This is a genomic window from Streptomyces sp. NPDC001351, assembly GCF_042896045.1.
Classification (GTDB): Bacteria; Actinomycetota; Actinomycetes; order Streptomycetales; family Streptomycetaceae; genus Streptomyces.
The window spans coordinates 211,832-234,399 of the sequence record NZ_JBIAWS010000004.1; the positions used below are offsets into that span (position 1 = coordinate 211,832).

Genomic DNA, 22,568 nt, shown 5'->3' on the forward strand with positions numbered 1-22,568 from the left:
TCGCCCATCTCGCCCCCGATGGTGTCCTGTCGAGGTACAGGGGGGCGTGGGCAGCTAGCCGGGGAAACCTTGGCCAAGGCTTGGCAGATCCCGTATTGATCTTGACTCTGACTGATCTGAAGATTCGGTGAAATTTGCCGAACAAGGGGCAAGTCATGATGATCACGATCAGGTCGGCCATACGCCGTGTACGCAAGCAGGGGGGACGAAGCCGAAGATCCGTCAGGACTCGGAGACGTCTGGCGGTGGTGCTGTCCGCTGTACTGCTTGCACTGGGGTTGGGAGGACTCAGTCCAGCGGTGGCTGTCGCATCTGGTTCGGGCGGCGAGTTCGTGCCGATCTCACCGTCAGCCAAGATCGTCGACACTTCGTCGGGGCTCGGCATCTCCTCCTCTCTCGGAGCGACGACGACGAAGTCGTTCCAGGTGCTGGGGCAAGGGGGCATCCCGGCAAGTGGGGTATCCGCCCTGTCCCTCAACGTGGTGGCCGTGAACCCGACTTCGACGTCGAGCTACATGGAGTTGTGGCCGGACGGCTCCTCACGGCCCAGTCCGGGATCAGTGATCAACTTTCACACCGGACAGAAAATCAGCAACACCGTGCTCGTGGCGCTCGGGTCCGATGGGAAAGTCGACGTCTACAACTCGTCCGGGACCGTCGACGTGGTCGTGGATGTCAGCGGCTACTTCACCTCGTCCTCCGGGGCAGCACCGGGCGGCTATGTCCCCGTGACGCAGACCCGTCTGGTCGATACCCGGGACGGAACGGGTGCCGCCGAGGCGCAACTTGCTCCAGGCGGCAGCATCAATGTGCAGATGGACGGCGTGGACGGAATCGCCGACGCTTCAGCGGTCTTCGTGAACCTCACAGTGCCCTCGCCGGCAGCCGCCGGCTCTCTGTACGCGTACGCCGCCGGAGGATCTACCGGTCAGCCCGCCCTGGACTACGTAGACGCCACCACCGCGAGCGCGGCGACCGTCGCCGTGGGTTCGGGAGGGCAGATCACCGTCAAGAACGGGTCGAGTACCCAGTCCATCGATGTCGTTATCGACATCTATGGGTACTTCAGTCCCGGTGTGACGCAGGGCGGTGGCTTCACCCCGGTCCAGGCGCGGCTGCTCGACACCCGGACCACCACCTCCATCCCGGCGCACGGCACCGTGGCCGTGGCGGTGGGCGGCACCAACGGCCTGCCCGTCTACGGCGTCGGTGGTGTCGTCCTGAATCTGACAACCACTGACCAGCAGGCCGCGGGCTATCTGCGTGTCTGGCCCACCGGGCAGCCGACTCCGGACACGTCGGTGGGCAACTTCCAGCCGGGCTCGTCGCGAGCCGATCTCGCCATCGTCCAGCCTGGCACCTCGGGCAAGATCAGCGTGTACAACAGCAGTTCGGGCACGGTCGATCTGATCGTCGATCTGGAGGGCTGGTTCTCGGCGATCGAACCGTCCATCCCGACGGACCTGGCGACGACCGGAACGGATACCACGACCCCGATTGTGTCGGGAGTGGTCTACGGTCCGACCGGCGACTCGGTGACCGGCGAGATCTTCGTCCAGGACTCGTCCGGCAACCCGGTCGGCGAAACGCCGACCGCGATCGGGACCGTGCCGTCCGGTGAGCGGGTCACCTACATGATTCCCGAGGGGACATTGACAGCCGGCCGGACCTACAGCTGGTACATGCTCGCCTGCTACGCCTCTCTCTGCTCCGCGCCCAGTTCCACCCAGAACTTCACCTTCACCGGGCCTTCCTCCGGCTCTGGTTCAGGCTCCGTGCCGGCCACCGCTGTCACCACCACGCTCCCCGTCTCGGGCATCACCAGCGAGGACGCCATCACTGACGCGACCGGCTGCGCCGGGGCCGCCTGCGCTGTAAACACCGCTACGACCACCTTGAAGGTCGGCGGCGACGGAACCAACCATTGGGCGTCGGCGATCAAGGCGGATCTGTCCGCCATTCCGGCGGGTTCCACCGTCTACAGCGCCACCCTGTCCCTCACGCAACAGGGCTGCCTCGGCGGATGCACCGGCGACACCCTTGATGTCGAGCAGGCGGACGGCGACGTGACCGCGCAGACGACGGGGGCCGGAATGCTGGCCCGGGAGGACACATCCGGTCCCATCGCCTCGGGAACGGAAGCCAGTGCCTCCTATGACGTCACACCCTTGGTGGCGAGCTGGCTGAGTGGTGGCTTGCCCAACGACGGACTCGTCCTTCAGGCCGACGACCAGTCCACAGCCACCACCGGCACCGTCTATTACTCCTCAGCCAGCTCGGTCCCCAGTGCCGAGCGGCCGACGATCAGCGTCGTGTACACGGCGCCGACCGCTCCCAGCGCCCCGGCGAACGCCACCGCGACGCCTGGCGACGGCGGAGCTGTCCTCACCTGGTCACCGCCGGCCGACAGCGGCTATCTCGATGCCACTGGCGACGGCCTCACCTATACGATCAAGGCCCTCGCCCCATCCGGCCAAGTCGCCCAACAGGTCACCACGGACGGACTGCACGCCGTCATCACTGGCCTCACCGACGGTACGGCCTACACATTCGCCGTGTCCGCCACCAACCAGGTCGGCACAGGCTCCAGCGACACCACGGCCGCGGCGACACCGCAAGCGGTGCCCGGAGGAACCTCTCAGTACACCCAGACCATCAGCCAGTTCCTCAACGCCAAGGACCAGCTCCAGGAGAGCGCCACAGCAAGTAGTTCCGTCGTCGCCTCCCGGTACAGCTTCTCCCCGTCCTTCTCCACCGAGCTGAGCTACGGAGCGGACACGGACACCGCCATTGCCGCCCTGGAACAGGCCAACGACGAACAGGACACCCAGGACACCACCACTCTGTCCAACACCCTCGTCGTACACCCCTCAGGCAGCAGCACCACCGAGGTCTTCACCACGGCCGACGAGACCTTCACCACCGTGGACACCAGCAGCGGCGCCTCGCAGTCCACCCCCGGGGAGAGCACCGACGACGACGAATTCTTCTTCAACGCCTCCGGCACGCCCTTCATCACCGGCTTCGTCGACGCCGAAGCAGTCCTGGACCCCGTCACGGAATCCACCAACCAGACAGCAACAGCGCCCAGCGCCCAGAACTCCGCCTCCGACGGCACCCCGGAGTGGATGCTCGACAGCAACGGCCACGCCGTCCTCGCCCCGGGGGTCACCGATCCCGGGGGCGGGAGCGGCGGCGATGCAGCCATTTCCTCCTGGGCGTTGAACCACGTCAACATCGATTACAACGGGTTCGGTGACGACTGCACCGACTTCGCCTCCCGAGCGCTGTTCTACGGGGGCGGGTTCCCGATGAAGTACGACGCCGCCGGCTTCCGGGGCACGCATCCCAGCACATCCAACGACAAGTACTGGTTCTTCGAGACCCGCTTGGGGCGCAGCTGGAGCCACTCCTGGACCGTCGCCCACGATCTCTACCAGTTCGAGAAGATACAGGGCGCCTACTTCGAGTCCCCGCACTACGCGAGCCCCGGAGACATCGTCTGGGTCAACTGGACCGGCACCAGTTCGGCAGGCATCAGCCACGCGGCGGTCATCACCAAGGTCACCGGCAGCAACGTCTACGTGACCCAGCACTCCAGAACGCGCAAAAACGAACCGATATGGAAGGTCAAAGACGTCATGAGCTGGCAGCAAGCAAACCCTCACCTTCATGCGTGGGCCACCCAGCCCACCGAGAGCTGATGAGGCCGACGCCATGAGACGTCTCCTCACCATGGGACCGGTCGCCTTGCTGGTCTCCGCGTTTCTGGTCGGCTGTTCGGCGAAGGGCCCTCACCTCCCCGACTACGTCGTGCTGTCCAAGCACGTCACCCATGGTGTGCGCTGGCAGTTGGATGCGTACCTGAGCGATGAGGGGCTGTGTCTGACGGTGGACGGCCCCAGGGGGCCGGAAGTCAGCGGAGACTGGTCGTCCGGAGGTTGCGGCTTCGACAGCAGCCCATCGGGCGGCTACTGGTCAGGCGGACAGGAGCCCGGCGCGGAAAACGCCACGGTCGTGTACGGACCGCTCCCGGAGAATGCCACCGCGATCAAAGTGGCAAGTCACACCGTGGTCAAATCCGTCCCGTTCCCCCACGGTAGCGGCCTGCCTGCTGGCCGCTACTGGTTCTTCATCGAACCAGCGGGGTGGCCGAGCAAGGCCGCCGGAACGCTGCTGAGCACGCCCCAACCGATGGACAAGCAGGGGAATAAGGTCGCCTTCAAGAAGTTCTGACCCGACAGCCGCGCCCGGGCGGCCTGTAACAGCAGACAGCCCCGGCGAGCCCACGTGCTCGCCGGGCAAGGCTTCGATCGCCGATGTCCGGTTCACGCGATCTATCAGCTCGCGAGTCCTGCGAGGATGCGAGGTTGCGTCGCCTGCGACCGGTGTTACGGGGCGCGCTGTGAGCGCCCTTGCCGCAACACCGGAAGCCGTGGTGGGTCTTCGCCGAGCGCAGCGAACCTGGAGGCCAGCGACTCGTTGGCCGAGGCAGAGGAGTACGACAGATGTCGGCCTGCGCTGCGTCGAGGCCATGCGCGAAGCCGAGCACGAGGTGGTCGGCGTGTTCGTCCTCCTGGACCGCTGCCAAGGCGCCGCCGAAGCGCTCGCGCGCCTTGGTGTGATACTCGCCTCGATCTTCCGTCTGGAAGTTCTCGTACCGAGTTGAATCTGAAAGGCGCTGGCGCATGAGCACGATCCTGGAAGCCCTTCGAGACAACCCCTATCCTGGTCGGCTCATCTTGCTGGCACGGACCTTGAACGGAGAACTCACCGCCGGGTACGCGCTCACCGGACGGAGTGAGGCATCCCGGGCTCGTCGGATGGAACTCACCCCGTCCGGTGACCTGAACGTGGTGCCTGTCGGCGCCACGAGCCACGACACCCTTCGGCACTACGCCGCCGCGACCGCGGACGAGCGATGGACCGTCTATGGCAACGGGGAACAGGTGTCTGAGGTTGCCGCTCGGCTGGCGAAGGGCCTCCCGCCCGGCAGTGCGCTGGAGGACCTCAGTTACGAGCCGGACCTGCCGATCTGCACGCCGCGGATCACCGCAGTCGTGGACCGCGTCGGCCAACGATCCTGGTTCGGCGCGGCACGCCGCCCGGAGGGCGAGCGGGAGAGCGCGGACACCACCGTTGTCGCGCTGGGCAACCTGGCTCTCGGGCAGGCCGTGATGCTGAGCACCTACCAATCGGACGGAGACACCATTTCGACAGCCCGCCGCCACTTTGACTTGAACACTGACGCCCAAGACGCGGACGCGCTGCTGGAGGACGTGTGGGCGGCGCTGGACCCGCGCTTCGTGGTCGCCGCGACCGCGTTCGCACCGATCACCGGCGTTCAGGGACCCACTCGCCACGCCTGACTCGATTGGATAACACCGTAATGATGGGCATCGATCCGGCTCACAGGCTGGGCATCGCGAACAGGATGCTGCTGCGGTGGCGGGCCACGTGGGGAAGAGCCTGCGGGTGGGTCTGGGTCTCCCCCGCGAACTGGCATTTGTCGAAGTGGACCAGGGAGGCGGGGTCCTACAGGTCGGTGAACACGCATCGGTGTCGAATGCGTGCAGAACTGCTGCCCCGCTCGACGCTCGGAGCTGGGTTTCGCCCTGTGGCGTCAGTCAACAATTGGCGCGGATCATTACGGTGAGGATCGGTGACGCAGATGACGGCTGGCTTTCCGTCACCGGCGGCCGGGTTGACCATGAGCGTGACGTAGGGCTCGTCACGGGTGGCGAGGAGGGCATCGTGGATGCGGCGTGCGGTGCCGGTCTTCCGCCAGGCCGGCCGGACGCCGATCTCCTTCAAGGCCATCTCCGGGCGCTCAGTGTACTTCTCCGCCGGCGTCGGGCTGGTGCGCTGCCAGTAGCGGTCGCCGTGCTCGATGGTGTTGCCGTAGGCGTAGCCGACTGGATGTCCGCCTGCGCACGCGAGGACGGCTGTGAACCCCGGCTCGGCGCTATGCCGGTCAAGGCGCTCGCCGAACGCGGTGACGGCGTAGTTCGGCAGGTGGAGGAGCAGGGCGCGTACTTCGGCCACTGCTGGACACGCTCCCCCGTGACCGCCGCGAGGCATTCGTCCTCACCCAGATGCTGGGTCTCCCCTACGCGGAAGCGGCGCACGTCAGCGACTGCCCGATCGGCACGGTGCGCTCACGGGTCGCCCGCACTCGCACCTCGCTGATCGAGTGGCTGGACGAGGCCGAGCACTGCACGCCGGTGGCTGCCGCGGCCCGACATTCCGTACGGCGACGGCCCGGATCGCGGTGATCCGGGCCACCGTCGGCGGCCAGGATCAGTGCGAACTGATCCCCGCCCAGCAGGGCACGGCCGAGAACGGATGAGCTACTGCCAGCCGTCGAGGGACAACTGCGGGCCACCCGTGAGATAGCGATGGAGGGCGCTGGCAGTGGTGTCCACGAACTCGTCGGGGATGGCATCGGCATCCACCCAGCAGACCTGGACGTGCTTTCGAGGCTCGCGGTTCTCTGGTTCGCCGGTCCATTCATGGGCGGCGAAGACCACGGTGAGGAAGCCGTGGAGCCTCCACGCCCCGGGCAACGAACGAAGCCGGGCCCCAACCGCAACGGGGCCCGGCTTCTCCACGTCACCTGAGCACTGGCTCGATGTCCGCAGGGTCGAAGATCGGCCCGTTCGATGCGGGCTTGACGACGACGGCACGGAAGACCTTGAGGACAGCCGCGCGCTGCTGCTCGATCGTCAGCTTCTCCCACCGCTCCCGTATGTCGATGGGCCCGACTTCGAAGGTCGCGACCTCGGCGCGGTGCAGCGAACGTTCCCGGTGCAGTTCCGCGATCTGCTTCTCCAGGTCCTCGGTGAGCGCGATATAGCGAGCGGCTGACATGCGCTTCTCCTGCCAAGCCTGCTTGAACTCGGCCATGTCCCGTTCCAGGGAGGCGAGTTGCTCCTCCTTCGTCCACTCAGGCGCACGCTGGCGCACGTGCGCCAGCGCCTTGTCCGAGCTGAGGAACACGGCGTTCCTGATGAGGCGGTCAACCGGTTCGCCGGCCCTGGCCACTCCCCCGCATCCCCCGTCGTTCTTGCCCGGGCACGCGTACCGGAACTGGGATGACGTCTTCGACTTCCGGTAGGACGGGAAGGCCCGCATCTTGGCGCCGCATCGACCGCACCGAGCGATACCGGAGAGCAGGTACTTGGTGGCGTAGTCCCGTGCGCTGCGCCCCTCCGACTCCTTCCGTACCTTCTCCATGAGCAGGTACCACTCGTCGGGGGTGACGATCGGCTCCCAGTCGCCGACGACCGGGGCACCGTGCTCGTCCAGGAACAACTCCCCCTGGTGCATCCGGTAACCGCAGATCCGCGGGTTCACGAGCATCCGCTTGATCTTGGAGTCGTCGAAGACGCCACCGCTGTGCGACCTGACCCCCTTGTCACGCCACTCGCGCGCGATGGACGCCCATCGGACGCCGCCCAGGAAGTCCCTCACGGCCTTGCGGAGGTTCTCCGCCTCGTCCGGTACCAGCGTCCTGCGATCCTCGCGGTTCCAGCCGTACGGCGCCCGGCCACCCGGGAGGTTGCCCTTAGCCGCCAGTTCCAGGTGCTTGCGCTTGGTCCGCTTCGACGTGTCCGCCGAGGACTTGTTGGCGATGGTGACCTTGATCCGCGCGATGAACCGGCCATTCTCCGTGGACAGGTCGATGTCAGACGCCGACACGGAGTCGAAGACGAGGTGGCGCTTGCGGCGCTCGGCATCCTCGTACTCGTCGATCCACGCCTCCAGTTCGCGTGGCTGGCGTGTGAAGCGGTCGATGTCCCAGGCGACGACTCCGTCGATCCGCCCCGCCTTGAGGTCCTCCAGCATCTGGCGGAACTCCGGGCGCACGGTCTTGCGCTTGTACGCCGAGAGGTCGTTGTCCTCATAGACCCTGGCCACCTCCCAGCCCCTGGCGGCACAGTGCAGTCGGCAGTCCTCCTCCTGCCGCGCGACGCCCAGCCCTTCGGTCTCGTCGTCCTTGCTGATCCGGGTGTAGATGCCCACCTGTATGGCCCCGGAGGACCCCCGTCGTGCCGCCATGCGCCAGATCGTCGCACATCGCGATCAGGCACATCAACCGCCGTTCTCATTTACTCTCGGACCACGGCCGATTCCTTGGACGGACGTCCCGAACGCCTGGCCACAAGTGGCAGACTGGCGGCATGACGACGCACAAGAACCTGCTCGGCGGTCCGGATCCGACGTACCTCCCGGAGAACGAAGAGGCGTACCGCCTGCTGGGCGAGGAGTCCCGGTCACCGGCCGAGGTGGCGGCGAAGTACCCCACGTTCTCTCTCGCCTGGGCCATGCTCGCCGACGACGCCTTCGAGGCGGGCCGAGTGGTCGAGTCGTACGCGTACGCGCGCACCGGCTATCACCGTGGCCTGGACGCGCTGCGCCGGGCCGGGTGGAAGGGACATGGGCCCATCCCCTGGGACCACCGGGCCAATCGCGGGTTCCTGCGCTGTCTTGCCGCCCTCGCCCGCGCCGCCGGCGAGATCGACGAGAAGGACGAGACGGAGCGTTGCTGGCAGTTCCTCAAGGACAGCAGCACCGAGGCATACACCGAACTGAAGCGGTAGTCACCGCAGTTCAAACGTCTGTGCCGCCGTCACTCAGGCAGCGGCGGCGGCACGGAACAGAAACAATACGATCACATATAGCCCCCTTTTCCCAGGGCACCGGGCCATGGCCCTTCCAGCCGCTGAGGCGCAGGGCGTCCAGGCCACGGTGGTAGCCCGTGCGGGCGTAGGCGTACGACTCCACGACGCTGCCCCGCTCGAACGCCTCGTCGGCCAGCTGGGCCCAGGCCAGCCACCAGTGTCGCCCTTGCCGGGGGCTGCCGCCCCCAGGCCCCCGCTTCGGCCCTTGAGGGGCCTTGTCCTCAAACGCCGGACCGGCTGAAAGACCTACCCGATCCGTTTCCTCGCCCGCTCCCCCTCCAGCGGCGGCGCCGTGACCGAGCCGTGGGTGCGGCACTCCGGGCGGCGGCAGCCGGGGGGCAGCGGGCGTACCGTCGCGAAGGCGACGACCGCGCCGAGCACCAGGACGCCCGCGCACAGCAGCATCGCGCGGTGGAAGGCGTCGTCGAAGGCGGTCGCCGAGCGGTAGGCCTCGGGGCCCATGCCCGCGAGCAGCGGCAGTGCGGCCACCGCGATCAGGCCGGCCGCGCGGGCCGCCGCGTTGTTGATGCCGCTGGCCAGGCCCGCCCGCGCGGTGTCCACGGAGGCGAGGACGGTGGCCGTCAGCGGTGCCACCAGGGTGACCATGCCCGAGCCGAGGACCAGGACCGCGGGCAGGACGTCGAGCACGTACGAGGCGCCCGGCCCGACCCTCAGCATCAGCAGCATCCCGGCCGCGCACAGCAGCGGGCCGACGGTGAGCGGGATGCGCGGCCCGATGCGGTCGGCGAGGGCGCCCGAGCGGGCCGAGAACAGCAGCATCAGGACGGTCGTCGGCAGCAGGGCCGTACCGGCGGCGAGGGGCGACCAGCCCACGGCGACCTGCAGCTGGAGGGCGGTGAGGAAGAAGAAGCCGCTGAAGGCCGCGTAGACGCAGAGCGTGACCAGGTTGACGGCCGTGAACTGGCGGGACTTGAAGATGTCCAGCGGCATCATCGGGTCCGGGCGGCGCTTCTCGACGTACACGAAGGCCACGCCCGCCGCCAGCCCGGCGACCGCGGTGACGGCGACCACGAGGGAGCCCTGCCGGGCCTCGATCAGCGCGTACGTCACCAGCGCGAGCGCCAGTGCGCCGAGGACCGCGCCGAGCACGTCGAAGCGGCCATGGGTACGGCCGTCGGCGGACTCGGGGACATGGCGTACGGCGATGGGGGCGCACAGCAGCGCCAGCGGGACGTTGAGCAGGAAGACCCAGCGCCAGCCGGGGCCGTCCACCAGCCAGCCGCCCAGGAACGGGCCGACCGCCGCGCCGATCCCGCCGAAGCCGGACCACAGGCCCACCGCCCGGCCCCGGTCGTCGGGGTGGAAGGACGCCTGGATCAGCGCGAGGGAGCCGGGCGTCAGGAGCGCCCCGCCGACCCCCTGCAGCGCGCGGGCCGCGACGAGCACGCCCGCGTTCGGCGCGAGGCCGCACAGCAGGGACGCCGACGCGAACCACACCACCCCGATCACGAAGACCTTGCGGCGGCCGTAGTGGTCGCCGAGGGAGCCGCCGAGCAGGATCAGCCCGGCCAGCGTCAGCATGTACGCGTTGACCGTCCACTGGAGGGCGGCGAGGTTCGCGTCCAGATCGCGGCCGATGCGCGGCAGGGCGACGTTGACGACGGTCGAGTCCAGCATCGCCATGCTGGAGCCGAGCACGGTGGTCAGCAGGATCCACTTGCCCTGCGGGGTGGCGATCCGGACGTCGGGCATGCCCCCAGGTATACAGCGAGCCCGGTGCCGTAGCACCGGGCTCGCCAAAGACCTTCGTGTAAGACGGCCTTACTTGATCTTCGTACCGGCCGAGCGCAGGTTCTGCGTGGCCTCGACGACACGGGCGGCCATGCTCGCCTCGGCCAGCTTGCCCCAGGTGCGCGGGTCGTAGGTCTTCTTGGAGCCGACCTCTCCGTCGACCTTCAGGACGCCGTCGTAGTTGCGGAACATGTGGTCGGCGACGGGGCGCGTGAAGGCGTACTGCGTGTCCGTGTCGATGTTCATCTTGACCACGCCGTTCTCCAGCGCGGTGCGGATCTCCTCCTCCGTGGAGCCGGAGCCGCCGTGGAAGACGAAGTCGAACGGGGAGGCCTTGCCGAACTTGGCGGCCACGCCGTCGTTCAGCTCCTTCAGCAGGTCGGGGCGCAGGACGACGTTGCCCGGCTTGTACACGCCGTGCACGTTGCCGAAGGACGCGGCCAGCAGGTAGCGGCCCTTCTCGCCCAGGCCGAGCGCCTCCGCCGTGCGGATGGCGTCGTCGACCGTCGTGTACAGGGAGTCGTTGATCTCGTGCGAGACGCCGTCCTCCTCGCCGCCGGTCGGGGTGATCTCGACCTCGAGGATGATCTTCGCGGCGCGGGCGCGCTCCAGGAGCTCCTGGGCGATGGACAGGTTGTCGGCGAGGGTCTCCGCGGAGCCGTCCCACATGTGCGACTGGAAGAGCGGGTTGCCGCCGGCCTTCACGCGCTCCTCGGAGACCGCGAGCAGCGGACGTACGTACCCGTCGAGCTTGTCCTTGGGGCAGTGGTCCGTGTGCAGGGCGACCGTGACCGGGTACTTCTCGGCCACGATGTGCGCGAACTCGGCGAGGGCGACCGCGCCGGTCACCATCTCCTTGCTGTACTGACCGCCCAGGAACTCGGCGCCACCCGTCGAGATCTGGATGATGCCGTCGCTCTCCGCCTCCGCGAAACCGCGCAGGGCCGCGTGCAGGGTCTGGGTCGAGGTCACGTTGATCGCCGGGTAGGCGAACTTGCCTGCCTTCGCCCGGTCCAGCATCTCGTTGTAGACCTCGGGAGTTGCGATGGGCATCTGTCCGCTCCTTGGTATGTGCGGGTTGGCGTGCTGCGTACTACGGCCCTGACCTAGACCTTGGGGGCTGACGTCGTCGTCGGGCCCATCTTTCCAGACTTGGCCTGATGCTTTGCCCGCCGTGTCCGGCTTGTGGACAACGCGGCCGACGTACCCGGGAGTAGCCCGGCCGGGGCTGTCAGTCGAGGCCCAGGTCGTCCTTGGAGTAGGCGTAGAGGTACGGCACTCCCGCGCCCTCCTGGATCTTCTCGGCGGCGCCGGTCGCACGGTCGACGATCGTGGCGACGGCGACGACCTCGGCGCCCGCCTCGCGCACCGCCTCGACGGCGGTCAGCGGGGAGCCCCCGGTGGTGGAGGTGTCCTCGACGACCAGCACGCGGCGGCCCTTGATGTCCGGCCCCTCGACGCGCCGCTGCAGCCCGTGCGCCTTGGCCGCCTTCCGCACGACGAAGGCGTCGACGCGCTTCCCGCGGGCGGCGGCCGCGTGCAGGATGGCCGCCGCGACCGGGTCGGCGCCCATGGTCAGACCGCCCACCGCGTCGAAGTCGAGGTCGGCGGTCAGGTCCAGGAGCACCTGACCGACCAGCGGGGCGGCCTCACCGTCAAGGGTGATGCGGCGCAGGTCGACGTAGTAGTCGGCCTCCAGACCCGAGGAGAGGGTCACCTTGCCGTGCACCACGGCCTTGTCCTTGATCTGCTGCAGCAGCTCGCCACGTACGTCCGTCGTCATGCCGCCCAGCTTAAAGGCGGTGCCAGGTCCAGGTGGTCGAGGCCTCGAGCGGCTCCAGCGGGGTGACCAGGCGAGGGAGGGTGTTCAGGCCGTTGGGCGGGCCGGTCTGGGGCTCCACGCAGACGGCCTCCTCCTGCTCGTCGTAGACGACGACCCACTCCTCGCGGCTGGTGACCTTCAGCTCCAGCTGACCGGGCCAGGTGAGGGTGACGTCGACCCCGCCGGGCATGCCGAAGCAGTCGTCCCAGGGGCCGGGGCGCGGGTCGACGCGGTTGCCGGTGGGCAGGTGGTCCTCGCCGCGCTCCTCCTGCCACGCGGGAGTGAAGTCCAGTTGTACGTCCTTGCCTCCGAGGTTGCGGTTGAACCAGGGGTGCCAGCCGATCTGGGCCGGAAACGAGGAGTCGATCGTCTCCACGGACATCGTCAGGGTCAGCGCGTCGGGCGTGAGCGCGTACTGCTGGGTGACGCGGCCCGCGTAGGGCCAGGGCTCGACCAGGTCGTACGTGAGGACGGCCTCGTCGGCGTTGACGCGCGCGGTGTGCCAGGCGCCGTCGCGGACGGTGCCGTGGATGGCGTGCGGCGGGGAGTTGAGCGGCATCTGCTGGACGGTGGCGCCGTCCCGGAAACGGCCGTCGCGGATCCGCCCGCACCAGGGGACCATCGGGAAGCAGCCGAACCGTTCGCCCTGGCGGAGCAGTTCCGTGCCGCCGACGCGCAGTCCTCCGACCCGGCCGCCGTTGCCCGGCTGCACGGTCACCTCCGCGTCGCCCGCGGTCAGCGTGATGTCTTCGTTACTCACGGGACGACCCTACTGGGGCCGATCAAGACCGCCGTCAGTGACGCCTGCGCAGCAGCCGGCCCACGACGATCGCCGACGCGACCACGAGGGCCGCCGCCGGGGCCGCCCAGCGCAGCGGGGAGCCGGCCGAAACCGTCTGGGGGGCGGGGACGGGGGCGTAGCGGCCGCGGGGCGGGGCGTGGTCGACCTCCTCGGCGCTGCGGCCGATCATCGTGCGGCGGGCATGGGCCGCTTCGGCGGGTGGGGCGCCGGACTCGACCACGTCGTCCGTGTCGTCCTCGCCCGTGTCGTCCTCGCCCGTGTCCTCGGCGAGCGGGTCGAGGGACGGTGGGGGGACCTCGGTGTCGTACACCGAGGTGTGCTCCGTGGGCTCGGCGGCGGGGGCAGGCGCGTCGTCGGCGTCCGGGGTCGTCTCGAAGTCGCTGGTCGCCTTGGGTTCGAACTCCTGGGTGACGAGGGGTTCCGTCTCCTCGTGCTCCGTCCCCGCGGCCAAGTTCTCCGCGAAACGGTTCAGCAGACGGGTCGCGGCCGACGCGACCTGTTCGGCCGGCAGTTCGGTGAGGCGGCCGTCGGCGGAGGCCGTGCCCTCGAAGGTCAGCCGGGAGCCGCCGTCGGCCTCCTCCACCCGGAGGGTGAGGGCGAGCTTGACCGAGCCGGTGCCGCGGGTCTCGGTGGCGTCGCCCTCGGCGGCGTACGAACCGTCGTCCTGCGGGGTGACGCGGACGGTGCCGCGGTAGGTGACGGAGTGGCTGCCGACGCGCATTTTCAGCCGTCCGGTGACGGGCTCGGCGCCCGCGTCCTGCTGGAGTCCGGGAACCGCCCGGGCCACCTGCGCGGGGTCGGCGAGGGTTTCTTTCAGCCGTGCGGCCGGAACCGGAACGAACACCTCATGCTCCATGTCGGCCGAGCCTACCGTTCCTCTCGAGATCAACCAGGGATGTTGGTTGACTCTCGATTGCCCGGACTTATCGTCCGGTGGCCTCGCGAACGGTCTTCGAGGCCAGGGCGGTGTCGATATGCGGCTCCGCCGCCTGGGCGCAAGCTGGTCACCTCGGCACAGTCGGGTCTTGCCGCCCTGAGTGGGCGTGCCCGCTGTCCTGGGTGGGCTCGCGGTCCCACACGCCCGCGGGAGGGATACGGCCTGGCCGGTAGCTCTCCGCTGATATGGGGATGCCACCGTCAAGCCCCGTCTCTGCTTGCTCAGTAGCGGGGGTGCACCAGTGTCGACGGCGGCAGGTCCGCGATCCGGGTGCGGGTCACCGCCCGGACGTCCGCCGCAAGGGACGCCGAGGACAAGGTCTGCGGTAGCGGGGCGTGCAGGTCGAGGCCGAGGGGCGGGGCCGTACGAGCGGACGCCAGCACGAACCCCCAGTCGCGCGGGGCGCCGGAGGCGTCGGCCGTGCGGTCGGGGCCCGCCGCGAAGCCGGAGTCGCGGCCGCCCACCCGGTAGGGGGCGGTGTGCAGACCGGCGGCGCGCAGGGTCGCGACGACCGTCCAGAACACCCGCGGGCGGGTGGTGAACGGCCCGGCGTGCACCACCAGGCGGCCACCGGGCGCGAGGGCGCGCCGGGCGAGGCCGTAGAACTCCTGGGAGTACAGCTTGGTGCTGGCCGTGATGCCCGGGTCGGGGAGGTCGGAGATCACCACGTCGTACGTCGAGGTGGGCGCCGTGCGCAGCCAGGGGAAGGCGTCGGCGATCGTCACGTGCACGCGCGGGTCGTCGTAGGCGTGACGGTTCAGCTTCGACAGGGCCGGGTCGCGGCGGGCCAACCGGACGACTCCCGCGTCGAGTTCGACGACGTCCACGCGCCGCACGCCCCTGTGGCGCAGCACTTCACGGGCGGCCAGGCCGTCCCCGCCGCCGAGGATCAGCACGCGCGCGTGCGGGCCGTTCATCGCGGGGTGCACCAGGGCTTCGTGGTACCGGAGTTCGTCGCTGCCGACCCTCAGGCGGCCGTCCAGGAAGAGGGCGAGGGGGTGGCCGTCGGTGCCGCCGGTGAGGACGACCTCCTGGGTGCCGGTCTGCAGGGCCACGCGCACGTCGTGGCCGTACACCGCGTGCCGGGCCGCCTGTTCGAAGTCGTCGACCAGGACGGCGGCGGCCGCGAGGAGGCCGAGCACGGCGAGGTTGGCGACCAGCAGCAGCCAGCGGGTACGGCGGGTGAGGTCGCGGCGGAACAGCCCGAGGACGAGGGTGCCGCCCGCGACCGCGTTGACCGCGCCGGTGATCAGGGCACCGGTCAGCTGGCCCAGCAGCGGCAGCAGCAGGAACGGGAAGGCGAGACCGCCGACGAGTGCGCCGACGTAGTCCGCGGCGAACAGGTCGGCCACCGCACCGCCCGCGTCCTGCCGCCGGATGCGCTGGATCAGCTCCATGAGGAGCGGAATCTCGGCGCCGATCAGCAGACCGATGGTGAGCGAGAAGGCGACCAGCAGCCAGCGCGGGCCGCTCGCCCACAGGCCGCCCCAGTTGCCGGTCCACGCGAACACCGCGTACAGGGCCATCGCGCTGCAGCCGCCGACCAGCGCGAGCGTCGCCTCGATCGCGCCGAAGGCGGCCGCGGCACGCCAGCGCAGACGCTTCGCGGCGAGCGAGCCGATGCCCATGGCGAACACCATGACCGACAGGACGACCGAGGCCTGGGTGACCGAGTCGCCGATCAAGTACGAGGCCAGGGCGACGAGTTCGAGCTCGTACACGAGTCCGCAGGCCGCGCAGACGAAGACGCATGCGAGCACGAGGAACCGTCCGGTGCTCGGCTGGACGGGCAGCCGCGCCGGGCCCGCCCAGGGGGGCGGGGAACCGGGTGGTGCCGGCGCGTGCGGTTCGATCACGACTGCGACGTTACGTCACTGCAACCACACGCTTCGTCACCCACACGTGTGGAACTGCCTGACAGTTCCGCACCGCGTGTTTGAGGCCGCGTGTCCGGGTCAGGCGGCGGACGGACCGACCTGCGGCGCGGGAACGCGGGCTCCCACCCGCGTCCGCGTCGCCACCAACTGCCCGTCCTGCGGGTACGCGTGCCAGGTCCGCCAGTGGACCTGGCCGCCGCGCCACTGGGCCAGCAGCGCGGTGAAGGCGTGCGGGCTGCCGGGGAAGACCCCGGCCAGGCCGTGCGGATGGTCGGAGACCAGCGCGAGCAACTCCTGCGCGCGCCCCGCGAACGACCCCGGCGACAGGACCTCCACCCGGGCCGCGAACTCGTACTCCCAGTCGTCCATCCGTTTGGCGACGCCCAGCGGCAGCGGTGTGCTGCTGCCCGGCATGCACGCCACCGTCTCCGAACAAGTGCCCCGCTGTTCCTCCAGGAGCACCTGGTGGGACGCGCCGAGAAGTCTCAACTGGAGCTTGTTGCCCGCCAGTTCGAGGTCGAGCGTAGCCAGGGCGGGAAGCGGCTCACGCCCGAGGGCCCAGGCGAGGTCGGCAGCGCGCGTGTCGGTGTATGAGGTGTTCAGGGTCGTGAGCATGGGTCGGCTCTCCGCTGGCACACAAAGAAAGGTGAGGAGGAAGGTGTGGGGGTCCGGCACACCGGGCGACGCGGGGCGATCGGCCCGGTCGCCCGGTCGGCCCGGTCGGGAAGTCAGGGAGGTCAGGAAGGTCTCAGCAGGACATCCGAGGACCGCACCGGTGTTTCAGAGGGAATCATGAACAGTGGCGCCGTCACAGCGTTTTTACCCAACTTCGTGCGGTTTCCATCCCTCAGAGGGCTCCACTGCGCAACTGTTCAACCACGGCGTGCGCCACGGCGGCCGTGGCGCACGCCGGAGCACAGGAGCACCCGCCGGGGCGTGCGCTCCTGCGGGTGCTCGACGGGTGTGCCGGGGGAGTATGCGGTCCCCCGCGGAGCTCGGCTGCCCCGTGTCAGCTGCCTCCGCCGCATCCACCGCCGCCACCGCAGGACGACCCACCGCCGCAGGACGACCCACCCCCGCAGGAGGAGTGACCGCCCCCGCACGAGTGGTGCCCCCCGGAGTGATGACCTCCGGAGTGGTGCCCGCCCGAGGAGCCGCCGTCTCCCCCGCCGGCCCACCAGCTGCCGCTCCCACTGCTGCTGTCCCCGCTCCGGCTCCCCCCGCGGAACGACTTCGCCCCGCCCTTGCCCGCTGCCTTCGCGACGATCGCCACGAACGCGATCACGACCGCCACCACGATGAAGCCGATGACCATGGCGCCACCGTCCTTTCGAATCCCCCGAAGCAGCCCCCCGTGGGTGCCTCGCTTCTTGCGTGAACGGGGGATGCCCGGGCCGCTCGGCGGTCAAAGCAGAGTTGAGGAACTTCAGAGCATGCGTGTACCGAGCACCTCCGGGGGCACCAGCACAACAGAGCCCAGTCCCCGCTCGCGCAAAGTGGTGAGCTAGTCATGGCTTTCTTTGCGGTTTCCAGATCGCAGCCCCTGAAATTCCTGTCCGCCACCGATCTGGCCGTGGAGAACGAGCGCCTCGAAGCGGAGTGCGCCCAGCTGGAACAGGCGGTCAGCTCGCATGCCGTCGTCGATCAGGCGATCGGCGCCCTCGTCGTCCTGGGACGAATAGCGCCGGAGGAAGCCTGGCGCGCACTGCGCGACGTCTCGCAGCGCACCAACACAAAGCTGCGCGTCGTCGCCGAACACGTCATGGCGTTCACGCAGGGTGGCGAGCTGCCGGCGGCCGAGCGGATCGGACTGCAGCAGGCGATCGGCCGGTACCAGTCGTGGAAGCGGTGAGTTGAGGAACCCCGCGGCCGGGGCGCAGGATGACCGGCATGACCTCCAGCACCCGCCCCCTGCTCAACCGCCGCCTCGCCGAGTTCGGGACGACGATCTTCGCCGAGATGTCCGCCCTGGCCGTGCGGACCGGCTCCATCAACCTGGGCCAGGGCTTCCCTGACACGGACGGCCCCGAGGAGGTCCGCGAGGCCGCCGTGCGGGCCCTGCGCGACGGGCGCGGCAACCAGTACCCGCCGGGCCCCGGCGTCCCCGAGCTGCGCACGGCGATCGCCGCGCACCAGGAGCGCCGCTACGGCCTGGCGTTCGACCCCGACACCGAGGTCCTGGTCACCGCCGGCGCCACCGAGGCCATCGCCGCCACCCTCCTCGCCCTGCTGGAGCCCGGCGACGAGGTGATCGCCCTCGAGCCGTACTACGACTCGTACGCGGCCTGCATCGCCATGGCGGGCGGGACCAGGGTGCCGGTCACCCTGCGTCCGCACGAGGAGAGCTTCCGCCTGGACCTCGACGAACTGCGCGACGCCGTCACCGACCGCACCCGCCTGCTGCTCGTCAACACCCCGCACAACCCCACCGGCACGGTTCTCAGCCGTGAGGAGCTCACCGCGATCGCCGAGCTGGCCGTCGAGCGCGATCTGCTCGTCGTCACCGACGAGGTCTACGAGCACCTGGTCTTCGACGAGGCCGAACATCTGCCGCTCGCGACCTTCCCGGGCATGCGCGACCGGACGGTCACCATCGGCTCGGCGGGCAAGACCTTCTCCTTCACCGGCTGGAAGGTGGGCTGGGTGACGGCGGCCCCGGGACTGGTCTCCGCGGTCCGCTCCGCGAAGCAGTTCCTGACCTATGTTTCCTCCGGACCCTTCCAGTACGCGGTCGCCGAGGCGCTGGCGCTTCCCGACACCTACTTCGCCGCCTTCCGTGAGGACATGCTCGCCAAGCGGGACCTGCTGGCGGCGGGCCTCGCGGACGCGGGCTTCAAGGTCTTCCGGCCGGCCGGCACCTACTTCATCACCACCGACATCCGCCCCCTCGGAGCTGCGCTGTCCGCAGAGGGCGACGGCTTCGCCTTCTGCCGCGCCCTCCCGGAGCGCGCCGGGGTCGTCGCCATCCCGAACGCCGTGTTCTACGACCACCGGGAGGCGGGCGCCCCGTTCGTGCGGTTCGCGTTCTGCAAGCAGACGGAGGTCCTGGAGGAGGCGGCGAAGCGGCTCAAGGCACTGGCGGGCTGATCGGGGGCCTGTCACGCCGCCACGCCGGGCACCGCGAGACCGTACCCGGGCGGACGCCCAGCGCTCGCGCATGCCCGGTTCACCCTGCACTGTGCCGGTGTGACCCACGCCAGCACCCTCACTCGTTCCGCCGTCGCGGAGCCTGCCGCCCAGGGGCGTGTCCATGCGACCCGGGTGGCAGCCATGGCCACCGCGCTCGGTCTGTTCCTCACCGTCCGGCTGCTCGGTGTCGCCACGCTCGCCCTGGCGGCCCGGGCGACGACCGGCCGGGACGCCCTCGGACTGCTCGGGCGGTCCTGGGACTCCGTGTGGTACCTGGGGATCGCCGCCCACGGGTACGGCCGCATCCAGCACCCCCGCACGGGGGTCATGTTCAGCGACATGGCGTTCTTCCCGCTCTACCCGGCGCTGGTGCGGGCCCTGCGCGCCGTGAGCCCGCTGGGCGGGGGCGCGTCCGGGCTGGTGGTGTCCTGGACCGCGGCCGCCGTCGCCGCCTGCGGGATCTACGCCATCGGCGCCCGGCTGCACGGCCGTGCCGTCGCGTTCGCGCTGGTGCTGCTGTGGGCGCTGCTGCCGCACTCCGTCGTGCTGTCCATGGCGTACACCGAGCCCCTGCTGACCGCGTTCGCCGCCTGGTCGCTGTACGCGGTGCTCGCCGGTCGCTGGCTGTGGGCGGGTTCGCTGGCGGCGCTCGCGGGGCTGGCCCGGCCCAACGGGTTCGCGGTCGCCGCGGCCGTGCTCGCGGCGGCGGTCTGCGAGGTGTGGCGGTGCCTTCGTGAGCGCCGCAAGGTTTCCCACAGGCTGTGGACGGGCGCCGCGCTCGCCCCGACCGGGTGGACGGCGTACATCCTGTGGGTCGGGCACCACGAGGGCAATCTCCTCGGCGGCTACTTCGCGGTGCAGCGGCAGTGGGGCTCCCGGTTCGACTTCGGGCGCGGCTCGCTCGAGTTCGTGAAGCACCTGCTGCTGCACGGGGACCGGTTCGTCTTCCCGATGACGATGGTGATCGTGGCGGGGGGCGTCGTGCTGTACGCCCTCCTGCTCGCCGACCGCGCCCCGCTCCCACTGCTCGTCCACAGCGGCGTACTGCTGCTGATCGCCCTCGGTGGCTCCGGCTTCTTCGAGTCGAAGCCCCGCTTCCTGCTCCCCGCGTTCCCGCTTCTGCTGCCCCTCGCCCAGGCCCTCGTCCGTACGGCGAGAGCCCGGCCGTGGCACGCGACCGTCGTGGTCGCCGCCCTGGCCGGGCTCTCGTTCGTGTACGGGGCGTATCTGGTCGTGATCGCCCAGATGCCCCTGTAGGGCTGGGGCGCTGTGGAAGCGGGCGGGAGGACTACTCCTCGTCGTCCCCGGGCTTCTCGTCCGCCTCGTTGATCTCCTCTTCGAGGCCGAGCTGCTCGACGAGCCACTTGTCGAACTCGATGGCGGCCCGTACCCAGCTGACCGTGGAGGAGACGAAGTGCTCCAGGCTGACGCCGGTGCCGATCAGCATCTGCGCCTCACCGATCAGACGGACGGTGCCGTCGTCGTGGGTGTGGCTGTAGACCTTGGGCCACAGGGTCCGCCGGTTCCAGTCGTCGATGGACTCCAGCAGCTGCGGCTTCTCGTCGATCTGGTGGGGGCGGTCGTAGAACGTCCGCACCGAGAAGACCTGCTGGTCGCCCTCACCGCGGAACATGAAGTACGTACGGAACTGCTCCCACGGCGCCGCGAGGTCACCCTCGTCGTCGACGACGTACTTGAGCTCCATCTGGTCGAGGAGCTGCTTCACGAGGTCCTGATCCGGGACGACGGGGCCCGCCGGTCCTTGGGGCTGCGGCTCGGGCTGGCCCCCGAAGTTCGGAATCGAGGACGGGTCGATGGACATACTTGGACACTCCTGCGGTCGTCTGGCTCGTCCGGCCATCGCTGAGACCAGACGTACATGCCCACCCTCTCTCTCTTGGACGGTGAGCGGCAAGCCGCCCTACCCGGGGCTGCCACCAACGTGGCCGATCAGCGAGGTGAATACCAGAATCCCGGCCCCAGCCCCCTGCCCCGTCGAAGCTCCAGGAAGTAGCGCCGGGCTCTCTCCTCCCGGCAGTCGATTCCGTCGGTGGCCTGCTGTTGCTGTGCCGCGGGGGACCACATGTGCAGGGTCCCCGACTTGTGCGTTCCCTCGCAGAAGCAGCGAACACCAGCCTTACGGAGGAGGGCCGCCCTGGCCTCCCAGTCCCCAGCTGCGGACCACTGTTGGCGGTAAGCGACACCGGTCGGCTCCTCGATCCACCGGGCGGGGATCGCCGGCTCTGCCTCCAGCCGCTCGATTGTCCGGGCATGCTCGTCCATCTGCCGGGCCAGGGCCTCGACCGCCAACGGGCTGGCTGCCTGTCCGACAGCGGCGGTGAGGTTCACGAGGGCTGTCCGAAGCTCGGCGATCGCCGCGGCATGGTCCCGTCCCGGCACGTAGGTGCGCCTCGTCTCGGCCAGATCACCGGCCTCGTCCAGGAAGCGTCGCTCAACGGCCTCGTGGAGGCTCTCGGCCCGCCAGATCGAGGGAGCCCCACAGCGGTTCATCTCGGAGACAGAACGGCACTGGTAGTAGGGGAGCACCCGCGTCGTACCGTCGGCCAGACGGTTCTTCTGGTGCCGTACGTACATGGGCCTGCCGCAGATGCAGAAGAGCACGCCGAGCAGGGGAGTGCGCCAGCCCTTCTCCAGCCTGGGCTCTTCCCTGCTTCTCTCGGTGATGACCGCGTCCTGGAGCACCGCGAACTCGTCACGGCTGAGGATGGGGTCCGCCCAGACCACCGGCTCTCCGTCCTCGTCCAGGACAGGCTCGGAACGATGCATCATCACGCCCATCAGAGCGGGCGACCTCAGCATGTTGCGCAGCGGGGTAACCGCCCAGAGAGTCCCCTTCTCCGGCCTGCGCTCGTGTTCTGGAAGATCCTTGTTCTGTTCCCTGCGTTGATGGTCCCGGGCACTGGGTACACCCCGCGCGTTCCAGTCCTGAACTACTGCGTAGACAGTGTCGCCGCTTTGGACAATGCGCTCGTACGCCTCACGCACGAGCCGTGAGGTGCAGGGGTCGACCGCCAGGCGCCTGCGGCGTTCCCCCCGGTGGGAGAAGACCTCGGCACGGTAGCCGAAGGGCCAGATACCGCCGTTCCAGAGCCTGTTCTCACGGAAGAACCGGGTGCGGTCGAGTTGCTTGGCCTGAACTGCCCTACGGTACTTGGCAGCTTGAGCCGCTTTGGCGCCCGCCAGTATCCGTCCGTCCTCGGAGTGGACGTCGAACGTCGGATCGTCGAGGACTTCGACCTGCTTCCCGTTCTTGAGGATCCAGTCGACGAAGCGCCACCAGTGCAGGTCATCGCGTGTGATGCGGTCCTGCTCGGTGACCATGAGGACATCCCACTCATGCACAAGGGGATCGTCGAGCCATTTGCTCAGGCTGGGGCGTTGGTCGAGGTGGACAGCGCCCGACACAGTGGCGTCGACGACACGCCCCACCTCGGTGTAGCCCCGCCGTCGCAGCGCGATGGTGAGTGCCTCGTCCTGCCGTGTGAGCGCCGACGAAGCCTCCGTGTCACGACTGATGCGCTGAACCGCCAGAACTCGCTTCATA

The 22,568-nt window shown here is 69.4% G+C and carries 18 protein-coding genes and 4 pseudogenes; 9 read left to right on the forward strand and 13 right to left on the reverse strand.

The features are described from left to right. Nucleotides 1–299: 299 nt before the first annotated feature. The 4 genes from ACFY1U_RS15805 (at nucleotide 300) to ACFY1U_RS15820 (ending at nucleotide 5,369) form a co-directional block, all read left to right on the forward strand. Nucleotides 300–3,704: a DNRLRE domain-containing protein gene (locus tag ACFY1U_RS15805; RefSeq protein WP_390694707.1), complete on the forward strand. Its 3,405-nt coding sequence runs from the start codon at nucleotides 300–302 to the stop codon at nucleotides 3,702–3,704. Between the two features lie 13 nt (nucleotides 3,705–3,717). Then, nucleotides 3,718–4,236 carry a hypothetical protein gene (locus ACFY1U_RS15810; RefSeq protein WP_390694708.1) on the forward strand — a complete coding sequence of 173 codons (519 nt, stop codon included), beginning with the start codon at nucleotides 3,718–3,720 and terminating at the stop codon, nucleotides 4,234–4,236. A 298-nt stretch (nucleotides 4,237–4,534) separates the two neighbouring features. Next, on the forward strand, nucleotides 4,535–4,669 hold the full coding sequence (locus ACFY1U_RS15815; protein WP_390694709.1) for a hypothetical protein: 135 nt from the start codon (nucleotides 4,535–4,537) through the stop codon (nucleotides 4,667–4,669). A gap of 19 nt (nucleotides 4,670–4,688) precedes the next feature. Further along, nucleotides 4,689–5,369 carry an IMP cyclohydrolase gene (locus tag ACFY1U_RS15820; protein ID WP_390694710.1) on the forward strand — a complete coding sequence of 227 codons (681 nt, stop codon included), beginning with the start codon at nucleotides 4,689–4,691 and terminating at the stop codon, nucleotides 5,367–5,369. 258 nt (nucleotides 5,370–5,627) lie between these two features. Here the strand turns inward: ACFY1U_RS15820 and ACFY1U_RS15825 are convergent. Beyond that, nucleotides 5,628–6,042: pseudogene (locus tag ACFY1U_RS15825) on the reverse strand (GNAT family N-acetyltransferase); the annotation flags it as partial. On the opposite strand from ACFY1U_RS15825, the pseudogene ACFY1U_RS15830 reads away from it, so the two are divergent. Continuing rightward, nucleotides 6,015–6,275, forward strand: a pseudogene (locus ACFY1U_RS15830) (sigma factor-like helix-turn-helix DNA-binding protein); the annotation flags it as partial. The pseudogenes ACFY1U_RS15825 and ACFY1U_RS15830 sit on opposite strands and share 28 nt — an antisense overlap. A gap of 75 nt (nucleotides 6,276–6,350) precedes the next feature. Here the strand turns inward: ACFY1U_RS15830 and ACFY1U_RS15835 are convergent. Together ACFY1U_RS15835 and ACFY1U_RS15840 are read right to left on the reverse strand one after the other, a co-directional pair. Next, nucleotides 6,351–6,545: pseudogene (locus ACFY1U_RS15835) on the reverse strand (DNA mismatch repair protein MutT); the annotation flags it as partial. A 67-nt stretch (nucleotides 6,546–6,612) separates the two neighbouring features. After that, nucleotides 6,613–8,061 (reverse strand): recombinase family protein, encoded by a 1,449-nt coding sequence (locus ACFY1U_RS15840; protein WP_390694711.1) that lies wholly within the window; start codon nucleotides 8,059–8,061, stop codon nucleotides 6,613–6,615. Between the two features lie 122 nt (nucleotides 8,062–8,183). Here ACFY1U_RS15840 and ACFY1U_RS15845 point away from each other — a divergent pair, with 122 nt between their 5' ends. Then, nucleotides 8,184–8,603 carry a DUF3151 domain-containing protein gene (locus ACFY1U_RS15845; protein WP_390694712.1) on the forward strand — a complete coding sequence of 140 codons (420 nt, stop codon included), beginning with the start codon at nucleotides 8,184–8,186 and terminating at the stop codon, nucleotides 8,601–8,603. 88 nt (nucleotides 8,604–8,691) lie between these two features. Here the strand turns inward: ACFY1U_RS15845 and ACFY1U_RS15850 are convergent. The 8 genes and pseudogenes from ACFY1U_RS15850 to ACFY1U_RS15885 form a co-directional block, all read right to left on the reverse strand. After that, a pseudogene (locus ACFY1U_RS15850) lies at nucleotides 8,692–8,835 on the reverse strand (DUF3151 family protein); the annotation flags it as partial. Between the two features lie 95 nt (nucleotides 8,836–8,930). After that, on the reverse strand, nucleotides 8,931–10,397 hold the full coding sequence (locus tag ACFY1U_RS15855; protein WP_390694713.1) for an MFS transporter: 1,467 nt from the start codon (nucleotides 10,395–10,397) through the stop codon (nucleotides 8,931–8,933). 69 nt (nucleotides 10,398–10,466) lie between these two features. Next, a complete protein-coding gene (gene fbaA / locus ACFY1U_RS15860; RefSeq protein WP_099930337.1) occupies nucleotides 10,467–11,489 on the reverse strand; it encodes a class II fructose-bisphosphate aldolase in 1,023 nt (340 codons plus the stop codon). Between the two features lie 178 nt (nucleotides 11,490–11,667). Beyond that, on the reverse strand, nucleotides 11,668–12,219 hold the full coding sequence (gene pyrE / locus ACFY1U_RS15865; protein ID WP_390694714.1) for an orotate phosphoribosyltransferase: 552 nt from the start codon (nucleotides 12,217–12,219) through the stop codon (nucleotides 11,668–11,670). Between the two features lie 10 nt (nucleotides 12,220–12,229). Further along, complete coding sequence (locus tag ACFY1U_RS15870; protein WP_390694715.1) at nucleotides 12,230–13,018, reverse strand: aldose 1-epimerase; 789 nt, start codon at nucleotides 13,016–13,018, stop codon at nucleotides 12,230–12,232. 34 nt (nucleotides 13,019–13,052) lie between these two features. Further along, complete coding sequence (locus ACFY1U_RS15875) at nucleotides 13,053–13,916, reverse strand: SRPBCC domain-containing protein (RefSeq protein ID WP_390694716.1); 864 nt, start codon at nucleotides 13,914–13,916, stop codon at nucleotides 13,053–13,055. 302 nt (nucleotides 13,917–14,218) lie between these two features. Then, nucleotides 14,219–15,853 (reverse strand): polyamine aminopropyltransferase, encoded by a 1,635-nt coding sequence (locus tag ACFY1U_RS15880; RefSeq protein WP_390694717.1) that lies wholly within the window; start codon nucleotides 15,851–15,853, stop codon nucleotides 14,219–14,221. Nucleotides 15,854–15,952: 99 nt separating this feature from the next. Next, nucleotides 15,953–16,489: a DUF2617 family protein gene (locus ACFY1U_RS15885; protein ID WP_390694718.1), complete on the reverse strand. Its 537-nt coding sequence runs from the start codon at nucleotides 16,487–16,489 to the stop codon at nucleotides 15,953–15,955. Nucleotides 16,490–17,384: 895 nt separating this feature from the next. On the opposite strand from ACFY1U_RS15885, the gene ACFY1U_RS15890 reads away from it, so the two are divergent. From ACFY1U_RS15890 to ACFY1U_RS15900, 3 genes are all read left to right on the forward strand, one after another. After that, complete coding sequence (locus ACFY1U_RS15890; RefSeq protein WP_390694719.1) at nucleotides 17,385–17,726, forward strand: ANTAR domain-containing protein; 342 nt, start codon at nucleotides 17,385–17,387, stop codon at nucleotides 17,724–17,726. 29 nt (nucleotides 17,727–17,755) lie between these two features. Then, a complete protein-coding gene (locus ACFY1U_RS15895; RefSeq protein WP_390694720.1) occupies nucleotides 17,756–18,961 on the forward strand; it encodes a pyridoxal phosphate-dependent aminotransferase in 1,206 nt (401 codons plus the stop codon). 99 nt (nucleotides 18,962–19,060) lie between these two features. Further along, nucleotides 19,061–20,260, forward strand: a complete 1,200-nt coding sequence (locus tag ACFY1U_RS15900; protein ID WP_390694721.1) for a mannosyltransferase family protein — start codon at nucleotides 19,061–19,063, stop codon at nucleotides 20,258–20,260. A gap of 31 nt (nucleotides 20,261–20,291) precedes the next feature. Here ACFY1U_RS15900 and ACFY1U_RS15905 read toward each other — a convergent pair whose 3' ends face one another. After that, nucleotides 20,292–20,825, reverse strand: coding sequence for a YbjN domain-containing protein (locus tag ACFY1U_RS15905; protein ID WP_344406035.1), 534 nt, complete (start codon nucleotides 20,823–20,825; stop codon nucleotides 20,292–20,294). Nucleotides 20,826–20,953: 128 nt separating this feature from the next. After that, the gene (locus ACFY1U_RS15910; protein WP_390694722.1) at nucleotides 20,954–22,567 is read right to left on the reverse strand and encodes a recombinase family protein; all 1,614 of its coding nucleotides are present in this window, start codon (nucleotides 22,565–22,567) and stop codon (nucleotides 20,954–20,956) included. Between the last annotated feature and the right edge of the window lies 1 nt (nucleotide 22,568).